The sequence below is a fragment of the Thiomicrospira sp. WB1 genome (assembly GCF_001507535.1).
Classification (GTDB): domain Bacteria; phylum Pseudomonadota; class Gammaproteobacteria; order Thiomicrospirales; family Thiomicrospiraceae; genus Hydrogenovibrio.
Genome location: NZ_LQBN01000002.1, coordinates 554,899 through 568,675, shown reverse-complemented (window position 1 = coordinate 568,675; position 13,777 = coordinate 554,899). Strand labels below are relative to the sequence as shown.

Annotated in this window: 12 protein-coding genes; 4 read left to right on the top strand and 8 right to left on the bottom strand. The window is 51.6% G+C overall.

All coding sequences use genetic code 11. The annotated features are described in order from the left end of the window. Positions 1–258: 258 nt before the first annotated feature. Genes nth through metG form a run of 8 tightly spaced genes read right to left on the bottom strand, consistent with a single transcriptional unit; the run spans position 259 to position 8,606 of the window. Positions 259–900, bottom strand: a complete 642-nt coding sequence (gene nth, locus AVO41_RS07110) for an endonuclease III (protein WP_068584737.1) — start codon at positions 898–900, stop codon at positions 259–261. Between the two features lie 4 nt (positions 901–904). Beyond that, positions 905–1,636 (bottom strand): electron transport complex subunit E, encoded by a 732-nt coding sequence (locus tag AVO41_RS07105; protein WP_068584734.1) that lies wholly within the window; start codon positions 1,634–1,636, stop codon positions 905–907. After that, positions 1,629–2,258 carry an electron transport complex subunit RsxG gene (gene rsxG / locus AVO41_RS07100; protein ID WP_068584731.1) on the bottom strand — a complete coding sequence of 210 codons (630 nt, stop codon included), beginning with the start codon at positions 2,256–2,258 and terminating at the stop codon, positions 1,629–1,631. Before rsxG ends, AVO41_RS07105 begins: the two co-directional genes overlap by 8 nt. Positions 2,259–2,268: 10 nt before the next feature. After that, entirely contained in the window at positions 2,269–3,297 is a 1,029-nt protein-coding gene (locus AVO41_RS07095; RefSeq protein WP_068584730.1) for an RnfABCDGE type electron transport complex subunit D, read from the bottom strand. A 4-nt stretch (positions 3,298–3,301) separates the two neighbouring features. Further along, positions 3,302–5,395 (bottom strand): electron transport complex subunit RsxC, encoded by a 2,094-nt coding sequence (gene rsxC / locus AVO41_RS07090; protein WP_068584729.1) that lies wholly within the window; start codon positions 5,393–5,395, stop codon positions 3,302–3,304. Beyond that, on the bottom strand, positions 5,392–5,946 hold the full coding sequence (gene rsxB, locus AVO41_RS07085) for an electron transport complex subunit RsxB (RefSeq protein ID WP_068584728.1): 555 nt from the start codon (positions 5,944–5,946) through the stop codon (positions 5,392–5,394). Before rsxB ends, rsxC begins: the two co-directional genes overlap by 4 nt. After that, positions 5,943–6,518 (bottom strand): electron transport complex subunit RsxA, encoded by a 576-nt coding sequence (gene rsxA / locus AVO41_RS07080; protein WP_068584726.1) that lies wholly within the window; start codon positions 6,516–6,518, stop codon positions 5,943–5,945. The genes rsxB and rsxA overlap by 4 nt, the downstream gene beginning before the upstream one ends. 9 nt (positions 6,519–6,527) lie before the next feature. Next, positions 6,528–8,606, bottom strand: coding sequence for a methionine--tRNA ligase (gene metG / locus AVO41_RS07075; protein ID WP_068584723.1), 2,079 nt, complete (start codon positions 8,604–8,606; stop codon positions 6,528–6,530). Between the two features lie 273 nt (positions 8,607–8,879). Here metG and AVO41_RS07070 point away from each other — a divergent pair, with 273 nt between their 5' ends. The 4 genes from AVO41_RS07070 to AVO41_RS07055 are packed head-to-tail and all read left to right on the top strand — an operon-like array spanning position 8,880 to position 13,774. Next, positions 8,880–9,200 carry an STAS domain-containing protein gene (locus AVO41_RS07070; protein WP_068584720.1) on the top strand — a complete coding sequence of 107 codons (321 nt, stop codon included), beginning with the start codon at positions 8,880–8,882 and terminating at the stop codon, positions 9,198–9,200. Between the two features lie 41 nt (positions 9,201–9,241). Further along, the gene (locus AVO41_RS07065) at positions 9,242–10,948 is read left to right on the top strand and encodes a PP2C family protein-serine/threonine phosphatase (protein ID WP_068584717.1); all 1,707 of its coding nucleotides are present in this window, start codon (positions 9,242–9,244) and stop codon (positions 10,946–10,948) included. Continuing rightward, positions 10,932–12,185, top strand: coding sequence for a hybrid sensor histidine kinase/response regulator (locus AVO41_RS07060; RefSeq protein ID WP_068584714.1), 1,254 nt, complete (start codon positions 10,932–10,934; stop codon positions 12,183–12,185). Before AVO41_RS07065 ends, AVO41_RS07060 begins: the two co-directional genes overlap by 17 nt. 11 nt (positions 12,186–12,196) lie before the next feature. Further along, complete coding sequence (locus AVO41_RS07055; protein WP_068584711.1) at positions 12,197–13,774, top strand: ATP-binding protein; 1,578 nt, start codon at positions 12,197–12,199, stop codon at positions 13,772–13,774. Positions 13,775–13,777 lie beyond the last annotated feature (3 nt).

Here is a 13,777-nt window from a genome sequence, read left to right as displayed (position 1 = left end):
TGCCGAACTCAGAAGTGAAACGTCTCAGCGCCGATGGTAGTGTGGGAGGTCCCATGTGAGAGTAGGTCATCCCCAAGCTTATATCCCAAACCCGTGAGGCAGCCCCTCATGGGTTTTTTTATGTCTGAACGATAAGTAACCCAACTTCTGCGGCTTCGCTGTACTCCGACCTCTTTCTCTTTTTACCAGGCCTGGTGAAAATTGGATATTGTATTTAACAATAATTGCCTATTTTGTTTCGTGTTAAATAAAACAGGATTATTCGGTGTATTGCGTTTTGTCTTTGAACTCACACAGGTCATAAATACAGCAAGCACCGCAGCGAGGCTTGCGTGCGGTACAGGTATAACGACCATGAAGAATTAATAAGTGATGCGCGGGCATCAGATAGGCTTTGGGTACGTTTCTGAGTAGTTTCTTTTCCACTTCCAGTACGGTTTTTCCCGGTGCGATTCGTGTTCGGTTGGACACGCGAAAAATGTGGGTATCTACCGCCATGGTTGGCTGTCCGAAAGCCGTGTTGAGGACGACGTTGGCCGTTTTTCGTCCCACGCCGGGCAAGGCTTCCAGCTCTTTTCGATTGTCAGGCACCTGGCCGTTGTGTAGAGCCAGTATCTGTCGGCAAGTTTTGATGATGTTGGCCGCTTTGCTGTTAAACAGGCCGATGGTTTTGATGTAGTGTTTTAGCCCGTCTTCACCTAGATCCAGGATGGCTTGTGGCGTATTGGCGACTGGAAATAATTTTGCGGTGGCAATGTTGACGCCTTTATCCGTGGCTTGGGCGGAGAGAATGACGGCGATCAACAGTTCGAATGGCGTAGTGTAGTTTAATTCGGTTTCTGGTTCAGGAATCTGTTCCGCCAGGCGTTCAAAAATTTCCAGTCGTTTGGCCTTGTTCATGACGCTACTGCTTTACGGTTTGATTAAGTGTTGGTTCGGTTTGCACTTGAATACCAAGTTGATTGGTCTGCTTTTCACGTTTTTTGATTTCGATGGCGTTTTTAATGGCGATCAACAGGCCCAACCCAATGAAGGCACCTGGTGGTAGGATGGCGAGTAAAACCGGCTGATAGAAGTCGGGCAGAGTGAGTGTCCAGCCGGCAGCCATGTCGCCTAATAACAGATGCATTTGGTCAAATAAAGTGCCGTTACCAATGAGCTCGCGCAGAGCGCCCAAAACAATCAAAACCAGGGCAAACCCAAGTCCCACAAAAAAGCCATCAATGAGGGCATGATTCACGGGGTTGCGAGAGGCAAAGGCTTCAGCACGTCCCAGTATGGCGCAGTTGGTGACAATCAATGGAATGAAAATGCCGAGAATGCCATGCAAGGTATTGAGATAGGCTTCCATCATTAAATCGATCACGGTGACGGCGGCCGCAATGATGGCAATAAAAACTGGAATACGAATTTCTGATGAGACGTAATCGCGGATCAGGGAGACCAGAACATTTGAAATGATTACGACGGCCATGGTGGCCAATCCGAGTCCAAGGCCATTGACCGTATTGTTGGTGACAGCGAGCAATGGGCAGAGTCCGAGCAGGGCCACCAACGCTTGGTTGTTGTGCCAAAGACCATCTTCTATGATCTTTTTATAGGTCTGCCAGGTCGATGTTTTGTCGGCATTACTCATATAAGGCATCTCCTTGGGACTTGATCAGCTTGAGGACATCTCTGACCGTTTCTACGACGGCTTTGGGCGTAATGGTAGCACCGGTGAACTGATCAAAGGCACCGCCATGTTTTTTCACGGTCCATTGATCAATTGGCGGTGCCCCCAAATGCTTACCGTTAAATTCGGTGATCCAATCAGATTTTTCTGGGTCGATTTTGTCTCCCAGTCCGGGGGTTTCAGCATGCTTAATCACTCGCACGCCCAAAATTTGGCCATTGACGTCAACACCGATCAGAATGTGCATATTGGGGTTGTAAGCTCGTTGTGTCACGGTTTTAATGACCAGTCCGGCGGGCTCGTTGTTCTTGCGTGCCCGGTAAACGGTCAAGGGCTGATCCGTGTTCATATGATCCGGTGGCGTGTAGGTAAACGTATCAGTGAGCAGATCGTTGTCGTAGTGATCGGCGGGCATGACCTGTTGCAAGGTTTTGATTAAGGCCTGCTTTTCCGCTTTTTTGATGGGGCCGGCTGTCAAAAGCCAGACAGCGGTGAGCAGCGTGACGGCGATCACCACAAACGCACTCAACTTCAGCGCGGTCTGAAACATTTGTCTGCTCAAAGACGGTGTTTCATCAGTCATGACAGAATTCTCATCGTCTAGTGTGCCCCATGACTCTTGGTTGCGTGTATTGGTCGAGTAATGGTACAAAAAGATTCATTAATAGGACCGCAAAAGCGATGCCATCGGGGAAACTGCCCCAATTTCGAATCACGTAAACCAGGACGCCGATGCCGATGGCGTAGATCAAACGCCCCATCGGCGTGGTGCTCGAGGACACGGGGTCGGTAATAATAAAAAAAGCCGCCAACATCACGCCGCCGCTGAACAAATGAAAGCTGACGGGTGCGTAGGTATCTGGGTCAATGGCATGAAAAATTGCTGCCATCAGAGCCAATGCCCCCAAAAAGCCAGCCGGATATTGCCAGCGAATGGCGCGACTATAAAGCATCCAGAGCCCGCCGATCAGAAACGCAACATTTACCCAAAACCATCCATTGACTAGATTCGGGTCGTTGAAGCGCGAGCTGGCCCAGGTTTCGGCAGCACTGGCCCCGTTGATCAAGGCCGTTTGCAATTCGTTGAGCGGTGTGGCGCCGGTCAAGTGCATCAGGCCTGGCGGAAACTGTCCGGTGAAAATGATCTGGGCCGACTCCAAAAAGGAAAGGTGGTGCCCCGAAATGCCGGTCGGTAATGTCCATTGAGTCACTTCAGCGGGAAAGGAAATTAGCACAAATGCATACCCCAGCATGGCTGGATTAAATGGGTTATAGCCCAGTCCGCCATAAAGATGTTTGCCGAAGACCAGCGCAAAGATGACGGCACTGACAATGACCCACCAAGGCGATTCGGGAGGGATGCAGAACACAATACCGGTCACGGTGATCAAACCACTCATGTCGGAAATAAACGGTTTAACTGGACGATTGCGCAGCTTTAACAGGCCATATTCGACCAATAACCAGGTGATGACGGCCAGTCCCCATTGTATGGTGATGCCAAAGCCAAAAAAGTAAATGTGTGCCATCAATGCTGGAAACGCAGCGATCTGAACCTGAAGCATGGTTCGACGAACGCTGCTGGCATTATGAACATAGGGCGATGAATAGGGGAGCGACATAGGGTTAATCCTCAGTGTCCGATGCCTGGTCCGACTCAGTCTGATCGGGGGTTGTTTGTTGCATTTGGCGAGCCTTGGCTCGTTTTTTAGCGGCTTCCATCGCAGCTTTGCGCTTGTCCTGAGTCGGGGCGGTCGTATCCGCTTTGGTACCCGCTTCCTGACTGACGGACGACTCACCTTTCTTGGAGGCCTGCTTGGCTGCGTTCATGGCGCGTTGCCGTTTGTCGTCTGATTCGCTCTGTGCGTTGTCAGATGCCTTCAATGGACTGGCGCCGGTTTCTGTTTTTTGGCGTGTCTTTGCTCGTTTTTTGGCTGCGGCCATCGCGGCTTTGCGTTTGTCTTCGGCGGTGGAGGTTGTCGCTGAATCGGTGTTGGGGGCATTGTCGGCCTGGTTTTTGGCTTTTTGGGCTCTCGCTTTGGCCGCCGCCATGGCCTTCTCGCGTGCGGTTTGCGCGGGTTTTTCCGATGGCGACGTCTCGGATTGGTTGGTTGTTTTGGCGGCAGCGGCTTTTTTAGCGGCCGCGGCAGCTCTGGCCTTGGCTGCCGCCGCACCGGTTGCGGGTTTTTTCCCGGCGGCTTGCTTTTTGACAGCGTCTTTTTTCGCCTGAAGCCGTGCTTTTTTGGCTTTTTCGGCTTTTTCGATACGCGCCTGTTTGAACTCATGACGCTGTTTGGCGAGTTCAGCGGCGGCGTCTTCTTTTTCGATGCGCACGATTTCGGACTTGGCATGGCGGTAATATTGCACCAGCGGAATATGGCTGGGGCAGACGAAGCTGCAACAGCCACATTCAATGCAATCAAAGACACTCAGATCCTTGACCTTGTCGTATTCATGGCTGCGACTGTGCCAGTATAGCTGCTGAGGCAGAAGCTGAATTGGGCAGGCATCCATACACTCGCCACATCGTATGCAGGGCATAGCAGGCTCAACCGCTTCGGGCGGGTTGGCAAGCACGCAATTCGTGGTTTTGATCACGGGCACATTATTGCTGTGCATGGAAATGCCCATCATTGGTCCGCCCTGAATTAGCGGGTAGGTCAACGCGGTCTTAGGGGAGGCTTTTTCAGCCAGTGCCTGAAAGGAGGTGCCTAGCAAGACGTTTGCATTGAAAGGATGTTCCAGCCCCATGCCAGAGACGGTGACATACCTTGAGATCAGCGGTTTGCCCTCATCGGCCGCTTCGGCGATGGCTGCCAGCGTGGCGACGTTCATCATCAAAACGCCCACTTCGATCGCGTGCTTGTCGGACGGAATTTCCAGGTGCAGCAACTCTTGCGTGAGTTGTTCCTGACCGCCCATCGGATAGACGGTGGCAACAGGGTGAACTTCAAACGACGTTTGTTCGTGTGAAGCAGTCGAAAGGCCCGAGAGCGCATCATTCATGGCTTCAATGGCTTGTGACTTGTTGTCTTCAATGCCGCAAAGCACGCGGGGAATCCCCAGTGATTGAGCCACGATTTCAGCGCCGCGCCAAATGGCTTGGGCCTTGTGTTGCATTAACTGATCATCACACGTAATGAAGGGTTCGCATTCGGCGCCATTGATGATTAAATGCTCAATGCAACCGCGCTGATCCGGGATTTTAGCGAAGGTTGGAAAGCCAGCTCCACCCATTCCGACAATGCCCGCTTCATGCACGAGTTTTTTGAGCGCCTGAGGGGTGGCGGGGGACTTGGCCGGAGTGAGGGGTTGAGCCTGATCTTCACCGTCAGGTTCGATCAGAATGCATAACCCCGGTAAGCCGGACGGATGGGGCAGAATACGTGGCTCAATGGCGGTCACATAGCCAGAGGTGGGCGCATGAATGGGCGCAGACAAGCCTTTATTGGTGTCGGCAATGCGCTGATACTTCAATACCCGGTCGCCCACCTGAACCAACGGCTCGGTGGCCACGCCAAGGTGTTGTTGCACCGGCAACGTCAGAAGGTCGGGTATATAGTCTTCCAGTAATGGATGGCGGTTGGACAGCGATTTGTGATACTTGGGAAACACGCCGCCATGAAAATGGTACAGCCAGCGCTTGGCCATGGGATACAGTTTTCCCAGCCATGCAATCAAACGGTGTTTGAGCGGTTTTCGTTCCACCAAGGCGTTCAAGATCGACGCTCCAGACTGTTTGCAATGGGTTCGGGCCAGTGCCAGGTTTGCGGTGTGGGTCGTTGTGGCACCATATCAATGCAATCCACCGGGCAGACGGGCACACAGAGTTCACAACCGGTGCATTCCTTTTCAATCACGGTGTGCATCATTTTGGTGGCGCCGACAATGGCATCCACCGGGCAGGCTTTGATACAGTGCACGCAACCAATGCACAGGTCTTCGTCAATCACCGCCACCATTGGCTCATCCGGTGGCGCTTTGGTTTCATCCATTTCTTTGGGTTCCCGATGGGTGATTTCGGAAATCTGGATCATCACCTCATGCCCGCCTGGCACACACAGATTGACTTCGGATTTGCCTTCAGCCAGGGCTTCAGCATAGGGTCGGCAACCGGGAAATCCGCACTGACCACACTGCGTCTGCGGCAGGATGTTATCAATTTGATCGGCGACGGGATTGCCTTCCACCTTGAATTTGATTTTGGCATAGCCAAGCAGCAAACCAAAAATCACTGCCAAAGCCAAAAATACGATCAGTGCTTCAATCATGCCACCAACCCACTAAAGCCCATAAAGGCAACGGACATCAGGCCCGCTGTGATCAGCGCAATAGGCGCCCCCCGAAACGGAGCCGGCACATCGGCGTATTCGATGCGCTCCCGCATGGAGGCAAACAGCACCAGCACCAGCGTAAAACCAGCCGCTGCGCCGAAGCCATAAATGGCGGATTCGAGAAAGCCGTGATCCTGCTGGACATTGAGTAATGCCATGCCCAGCACGGCGCAGTTGGTCGTCATCAGAGGAATGTAAATACCCAGCGTCTGATAAAGCACCGGGCTGGTTTTATGAATGGCCATTTCGGTAAAGCTGACCACCACCGCAATGGAAATAATAAAACCGATGGTGCGCAGAAAATCCAGGCCGAATGGTGTGAGCAGATAGTGATTGATCAGGTAACTGAGCACCGCACTCAGGGTCATGACAAAAGTCGTGGCCATGCCCATGCCCAGGGCCGCATCGACTTTCTGGGACGAGCCCATAAACGGACACAACCCCAGAAATTTGACCAGAACAAAGTTATTGACCAGGACCGTGCTGATCAGAATCAAAACGTATTCCATGACAACCTTTTATTTCACACGCATGCCCGGTTGCGCACCCACATCGGGTTCGAGGATAAACAGGTCCTTACCGCCCGGGCCGGCAGCTAGGACCATGCCTTCGGACACTCCAAAACGCATCTTGCGAGGCTTCAAGTTGGCGACCATGACGGTCAGCTTGCCTTCAATGTCAGCTGGGTCATACGCTGACTTGATGCCGGCAAAGACCTGTTTTTCGCCCTGGCCCAGATCCAGCGTCAGTTTGAGCAGCTTATTGGCTTCGGGCACGCTCTCCGCCTTGGCAATGCGTACCACGCGCAGATCAATTTTAGCAAAGTCGTCAAAGCTAATTTCATCCGCGAGTGGTTCAATGTCGGCTGTACTCTTTGAGTCATTGTCTGGTGCGGCCTGTTGCATGGCTTTCTGAGCCGCAGCGTCGTCCTTGGAGGCCTCAAGCATTTTGTCGATCTGGGCCGGGTCAACGCGTGTCAGCATGGGCTTGAACTTGACGATTTCATGCCCCATCAGTGGTGATTGAATGGCTGACCAATCCAGATTATCCACCTGTAGGAACGCTTTCGCTTTTTGTGCCGTTTCCGGCAACACCGGGGCCAGGTATGTGATCAGCACTCGGAACAAATTGATGCCCAGGCTGACGGACTCGTGCAGTTCAGTTTGCTTGCCTTCCTCTTTGGCCAGAACCCAGGGCGCGGTCTGATCAATGTATTCATTTGCCAGGTCAGCCAGGTGCATGATTTCCCGCATGGCCTGGGCGAATTCACGCTTTTCGTATAGGTCTGCAATGGCGTCGCTCTGTTCGATGAACTGCTGATATAGCGATTGGGCCTGTTTTGACCAGGCCTGGTTAAGACGACGGTCAAATTTTTTCACAACGAAGCCGGCGCAACGACTGGCAATGTTAACCACTTTGCCCACAAGGTCGGAGTTCACACGTTGGGTGAAATCCGCCAGACTTAAATCGATGTCGTCAATGCGACTGGAGAGTTTGGCCGCAAAGTAATAACGCAAATATTCCGGATTCAAGTGGTCCAGATAGGTTTTGGCCATAATAAAGGTGCCGCGTGATTTCGACATTTTCTGGCCATCAACGGTGAGGAAGCCGTGAGAGAAAATCGCATCCGGCGTGCGGAAACCGGCACCCGACAGCATGGCTGGCCAAAAGAGCGCATGGAAGTAAATGATGTCTTTGCCGATGAAGTGATACAGCTCGGCCTCGGCATCAGGGCCCCAAAAACGCTCAAAGTCCAGTCCTTTTTTGTCACACAGGGCCTTGAAGCTTGCCATATAGCCGACAGGCGCGTCCAGCCAGACATAGAAGTATTTATCGGTCTCGCCGGGGATTTGAAAGCCAAAATAGGGCGCATCGCGTGAGATGTCCCATGCACGCAGACCTGAGTCAAACCATTCGTTGAGTTTGTTGGCAATCTGCGTCTGCAGATGACCTTTGTGTGTCCAGTCTTTGAGCATGGACTCAAAATGAGGCAGTTCAAAGAAAAGGTGTTCGGTTTCTTTTTTGATCGGGGTGGCGCCGGAGACCACCGACACCGGGTTTTTCAACTCTTCCGGTGAATAGGTAGCGCCACAGGCTTCGCAGTTGTCGCCGTATTGGTCGTCCGCGCCGCATTTAGGACAAGTGCCTTTGATGAAGCGATCCGGCAGAAACATCGCCTTGTCCGGATCGTAATATTGTTCAATCACATGGCGACTGATGTGTCCCTGTGCTTTGAGCTGTTCATAGATGTAGCTGGCAAAGTGTTCGTTTTCGGGTGAATTGGTGCTGTGGTAATGATCAAAGGCAATGTTAAACCCGGCAAAATCCGACTGATGCTCCTCGCTGACCCGGGCGATCAAGGCTTCCGGTGAGATACCTTCTGCCTGAGCACGAAGCATGATCGGGGTGCCGTGGGCATCGTCGGCACAGACGTAATGGCATTCGTGACCGCGTTGACGCTGGAACCTGGCCCAGATATCGGTTTGGATGTATTCCACCAGATGACCAAGGTGAATCGGACCGTTGGCATAAGGCAATGCGCTGGTGACCAGAATCTGTCTTTGTGAAGAGGAGGATGCTTGTTTCGTTGCCGTCATAATGCCCTGAGTGCGTTGATAATGAGAAAAGAGTGCATTATAAACGTTTTTGGGCATGACTTCGATAGATCAAGCTGGGAGCGGACGCAAACCAATCGCTTATAAAGGCCCCATTTCAAAGGGGCGTCAGCCCTAGTCTTTACCTGTGCAGCGATTGAAAATTTTTATTGACTTGGCCTGAGTCCTCTGCCCGTTTATAAGAAAAGGGTGATACAATCAAAATCAACCGTTGCGGCACGTAAAAGAGCATGAAGACAGGGAGGAGCGCCTTCTATGGGATTATCAACAACAGTGACCGGTGGTGAAGTTCGTTTGCAGGTCAAGGGTCATTTTGATATCGGTTGTTATGATCACTTTAATCAAGTCATTTCCGATTACCTTGATACCGCCGTTGCGATTATCATTGATTTTTCCCAGGCTGACCACCTGGACAGCTCCGCACTGGGCATGTTGTTGTTGTTGCGCGAGAAAGTCAGCGACCGATCGGTCAGTGTGGCACTGGAAAATGTGAATACCACCCTCTACCGTGTGTTTAAAGTGTCAAAATTTGACCAATTGTTTGCCATAAATTCCCCCGCCCGCCAAGTGAGTTGATGCGTTTTTCAATATGACGACCAGAGCAGCTTGATTCCAATATGGCCAGCATTCTGATCGCCGATCCTTCCAACTCCAACCGGCTTTACCTAAAGTTGTTGTTAGAAATGCATGGCTACGACGTGCTTCAAGCACAGAACGGGCACGAAGCCATTCGCCTGTTTGATGACCATGCCCCACACTTAACCATTACCGAAATTGCTTTGCCCGATTTGTCTGGTGCCGAGTTGGTGCAACACATCAAAGCCTGCAGTGACGAGCAGTTCTATCCGGTGTTTGTCATCACGGCGGTCGTCGGCGCTCAGCGTTTACAGGGCATTTTGCAGGCCGGGGCCGATGATTTCTTGCAGAAACCTTTTGTGGAAGAACTGTTTCTGGCCAAGGTGGATTCGCTTTTGCGTAACCTTGATTTTTATAATGACCTGAAACAGTCCAAAGAAATGTTGGCACAGGTGCACTCAAATCTGGCCTGGGAGCATCAATCCGCTCAGCGGATTTTTGATAAGTTTGTCTATGGACCGCGACAATTGGTGCCTGGCCTGGATGTTCATATTTCGGCGGCCTCTATTTTCAACGGCGATGTGTTTTTTTCTTCGGTGACACCTTCCGGTCACGTGATCACGCTTCTGGGCGATTTTACTGGCCATGGATTGCCTGCGGCCATCGGCGCAATCCCGGTGGCCGAAACGTTTTATTCGATGGTGTCCGCAGGACGCAACATCAAAGAAATCCTTCTGGAAATCAATCGAAAGCTCAAAAAAATATTGCCCGACCACATTTTTTTCGGCTGTCTGGTTGTCGAGGTCAGTCCCAAAAAGCGCAAAGCGCATGTGTTTAACGGGGGGATGCAGCCGATCCTGGTCTTTGACGGCATTACGCCCAACGTTCGAAGACTGATGTCTAATTCCTTACCGCTTGGGGTGGTGGAAAACGAGCATTGGCATCCTGAGTTGAAGTCTTTTATGCTTGAGGGGCATGAGCAGTTTGTCTTTTACACGGATGGCGTGGTGGAAGCGGTGAACGCGCAAGGAGACATGTTCGGACTTGAACGCCTGGTCCAGGCGCTACAGGGGCACCGGCTTCATATCCCTTCGTTGGTTGAGGCCGCCGAGGACTTTTGTGGTGATGGCGAGTTCGACGATGATGTCAGCATTGTCAAACTCGACATTGCCCGTGTGATTGAAAAAACCGACATGATCACGGCACGTGTTTTGGCGGAACAATTGCGTGATCCGTCTTCTTGGGAACTGAGTTTTTATTTTGGTACCCATCAGTTACGACAGGCTGACAAGCCAGTGGAAACCGTGGTGGATGCCATCAGTGGTACCCAGCCTTTGGTGCCGTTTAAGGACGATTTGTTTATGGTGATCACCGAACTCTATATGAATGCGCTGGAGCACGGTCTGTTATGCTTGGATTCGGCCCTTAAACAGGATGCGCAGGGCTTTCTGCATTACGCAGAGCTCAAACAGAGGCGTTTGGCTCAATTAAATCAAGGTGGCATCGGCATACAGATTAAGCAGTCCCCTGTCTCGGCGGATCAGGCAGATATTCATATCACCGTGACGCACGACGGTGAGGGCGTCTGTGATCATGTCATGGCGCAGCCGGACGGAGAGGTTCATCGTTATGCCGGTCGAGGCATAAAACTGGTGCGCTCTTTGTGTCACCAGTTTGAATTTGATGAACAGGGAAGAAAAGTGACGGCCATTTATCGTTGGGAGCGCCCGCATGCCAAGACCCATTGATCCAACGCCGACCATTATGGTGGTGGATGACGACCCTCGGCAAATTACCGCGTATCAAAATCTTTTTTGTGAACGGGGTGATACGGAGTCGGCCCTGCAAACCCTGGCCGAATTGGTGGAAGCGCGGCCCAAAAGTCTGTTGTCATCCAACAGTCAATTGCCTTTTACGCTTTTGACGGCACAGCAGGGCGATGAAGCCATTGATGTTTTTTCCGCCCAGTTACATTCGTCTGCCCCGGTTCGTGTGGCCTTTATCGACATGCGTATGCCCCCAGGGATGAATGGTCTGCAGACCGCAGAAGCCTTACGTAAACTCGACTCGCGTGTGTATATCGTGATTGTGACGGCGTATACCGACGTTGATATGGACAATATTTCCGAGGTTTTGCAAGAAGACGTGTTGTTTGTGCGCAAGCCATTTCAGCCGGAAGAGGTGGTCCAAATTGCCCGTAATTTCTGCCAGGCCTGGGCCAGAGACCGCGAATTAAGTCGTTTGCGAACCAAATTGCAGCAAAAAGCAGAATCCAACCTGTATGAAGCCGCCCATTATGAAGTCACTCAGAGCTTGTTGTCTGACATGGCTGACAAGATGAATGCTCAATCCGGGCTGCTGGCTTATCTTTCCTCCCAATTTGACGTGGATTCATCGCAACAGGCCAACTTTGATGAAGTGACCGGCACGGTGCTGGGGGAAGCGCGTCAATTATCAAAGTTAATCAATGCATTGCAACGTCTGTCGGTTGAAAGTGATCAGGTGTCGGTGTTTTCAGTGCGAGACCTGATTGAGCAGCTGGAAGCGTTAATGCCGAATTTGACGCGACCCCGTGAGAAGGTTGATATCCAATGGGAGCTGTCTGTGTCCGACCATCAGACGCTGCATACTTATTTTTCACGGTTGGTACTCGCTATTTCAGCGCTGCTATACAATGCCGAGGAAGCGCTACAGAGCCAAGAAGCAATCGTGCCCGGTCACAAGGGAAAAATTCAAATAAAAATGGGCGTTGAAGACCAAAGCTTTGTCCTCAATGTGATTGATAATGGCATCGGCGCCGCCCCTGATCGCATCGACCATTTTTTTGGTGCGGGATACACCAGTAAACCTGGGCATGCAGGGATGGGTCTGACCATGGTGGCACAGTTTGCGTCGCATGTCGGTGGCAAAATTGTTCTGACCAGTGATGGCCCTGAAACGGGAATGCGCACGGAAGTGCGTTTTCCGCTCAACGTTCGTCAATAAGGAGGCATGTTATGGCCACCGTGCGCGTGGTGAGTGAGTTGGAAGCCTTTAACCAACGGTGTGCACAAGTGTGTCCTCAAGCTGTGTATGGGCGTGATGAGCTTTTGACGGATGCTCAGATTCGGGCGAGTGAGGTGTTGTTGCTGGCAACCGACGCATCGGCACAGCTGTATGAGCGACTGACTGCCTGGTATCGCATTCAACCCGCGTTGTTTTGTCTGGTCTGGTCGCCCAACATCCCTGACACGGACATTGAAGCTTTGCGAGGGCAGCTGCCGCACCAGGGGCTGTTATGGGTGACGCGCCTTCCCTCGGCCCTGGAATTGCGTCAATGGCTTGATCAGGCTCAATCCTGCCTATCAAATCAGGATGCCATGCGCCATGCTGAAGAGGCATGCCGATGCGGTGCGGATTTGCTGAACAGCCTGTTTAGTGTCATTCAATTTGATGCCGATCAAAAAATCCGCTCGGTGAATAAGCGTGCAACGCTGGAAACCGGTTGGCAGGCCTCTCAGCTGATCGGTCGCTCGATCAACGATGTGGTGTTATGGACCAATGATCGTTTGGGTGTCACTCAATACTTTGCCAATTTCGAGGGCGAAACCCGGTATTTTAATGCGGCCGGTGAGCAACGCTGGGCGCTGGCTCAGGTTCAATCCAAAACGGACGCAGAGGGTGAGTTATTTTATTTCTGGGTTGCCAAAGACATCACCGAGCAAAAGAAACAGGTACAGGTGGATGAATACGCCCACTTTCAGGAAGGCCTGTCGCGTGCTAAAAAGGAATTGGTTCATGATTTGGGCAACACGCTTAACAGTATGAATGCAACTCGCTCGGTGCTTAGTCAGGGTGTTGAGCAATTTCGTGCCACCGTTCAATTGATTGAGCAGTGGATGGACCAGCCTGAACAAAATATCAACACCGACAGCGGTGACCTGGCTATGGCGCTGCAGTTTGTGCAAGCGCTCTATCATTCGTTAATGGAAACGTTGGAACACTATTTTGCAAAGACCGATGTGGCGCTGGCGAACGATCTGACAGGGTTGATCGATACCTTGAGCGAAAAACAAACAGACATCAGCCAGGCTGGCACCTCGGCGGATATGGATGACACGGTGAACGTGTTTGCTCTGATCGATAATCTGCGCCAGTCATGTCAGGCAATGCTGGATGAGTTAGGGGTTTCCATGCAAGTCATGATGGGCGAAACGGATAAAGCCTGTTTTTTGCAGATTTCTCGCAGTCAGCTTTATCAGGCATTGATGAACCTGGTTCAGAATGCGGCGGAAGCGTTAGAGGTAAGCAATAAAGCAGAGAAAAGCATTCAGATTAAAACGCGATTGGACGAGAGTGGTCGATTTGTGATCGAGGTGCATGATACGGCCGAGGGCATTCCTCGCGCCTATCTCAGTCAGATATACAATCATGGCTTTACCACCAAAGCAAAAGGGTCAGGACAGGGCCTGCCCTCGGTGGCGAATTTTGTGAACGCCCACAAAGGGCGCATCGAAGTCCAGAGCAGCTACGAACAAGGGACGACATTTCGAGTCATTCTGCCGCCCAAAATTATTTTTAACTGCGCCAAATAGCCC

What these genes read in the sequence shown, in the direction of transcription:
- rsxG (WP_068584731.1), bottom strand. Translation starts at nt 2,258, where the DNA reads ATGACTGATGAAACACCGTCTTTGAGCAGACAAATGTTTCAGACCGCG.
- nth (WP_068584737.1), bottom strand. Translation starts at nt 900, where the DNA reads ATGAACAAGGCCAAACGACTGGAAATTTTTGAACGCCTGGCGGAACAG.
- rsxB (WP_068584728.1), bottom strand. Translation starts at nt 5,946, where the DNA reads ATGATTGAAGCACTGATCGTATTTTTGGCTTTGGCAGTGATTTTTGGT.
- metG (WP_068584723.1), bottom strand. Translation starts at nt 8,606, where the DNA reads ATGACGGCAACGAAACAAGCATCCTCCTCTTCACAAAGACAGATTCTG.
- AVO41_RS07065 (WP_068584717.1), top strand. Translation starts at nt 9,242, where the DNA reads ATGGCCAGCATTCTGATCGCCGATCCTTCCAACTCCAACCGGCTTTAC.
- AVO41_RS07060 (WP_068584714.1), top strand. Translation starts at nt 10,932, where the DNA reads ATGCCAAGACCCATTGATCCAACGCCGACCATTATGGTGGTGGATGAC.
- AVO41_RS07095 (WP_068584730.1), bottom strand. Translation starts at nt 3,297, where the DNA reads ATGTCGCTCCCCTATTCATCGCCCTATGTTCATAATGCCAGCAGCGTT.
- AVO41_RS07055 (WP_068584711.1), top strand. Translation starts at nt 12,197, where the DNA reads ATGGCCACCGTGCGCGTGGTGAGTGAGTTGGAAGCCTTTAACCAACGG.
- AVO41_RS07105 (WP_068584734.1), bottom strand. Translation starts at nt 1,636, where the DNA reads ATGAGTAATGCCGACAAAACATCGACCTGGCAGACCTATAAAAAGATC.
- AVO41_RS07070 (WP_068584720.1), top strand. Translation starts at nt 8,880, where the DNA reads ATGGGATTATCAACAACAGTGACCGGTGGTGAAGTTCGTTTGCAGGTC.
- rsxA (WP_068584726.1), bottom strand. Translation starts at nt 6,518, where the DNA reads ATGGAATACGTTTTGATTCTGATCAGCACGGTCCTGGTCAATAACTTT.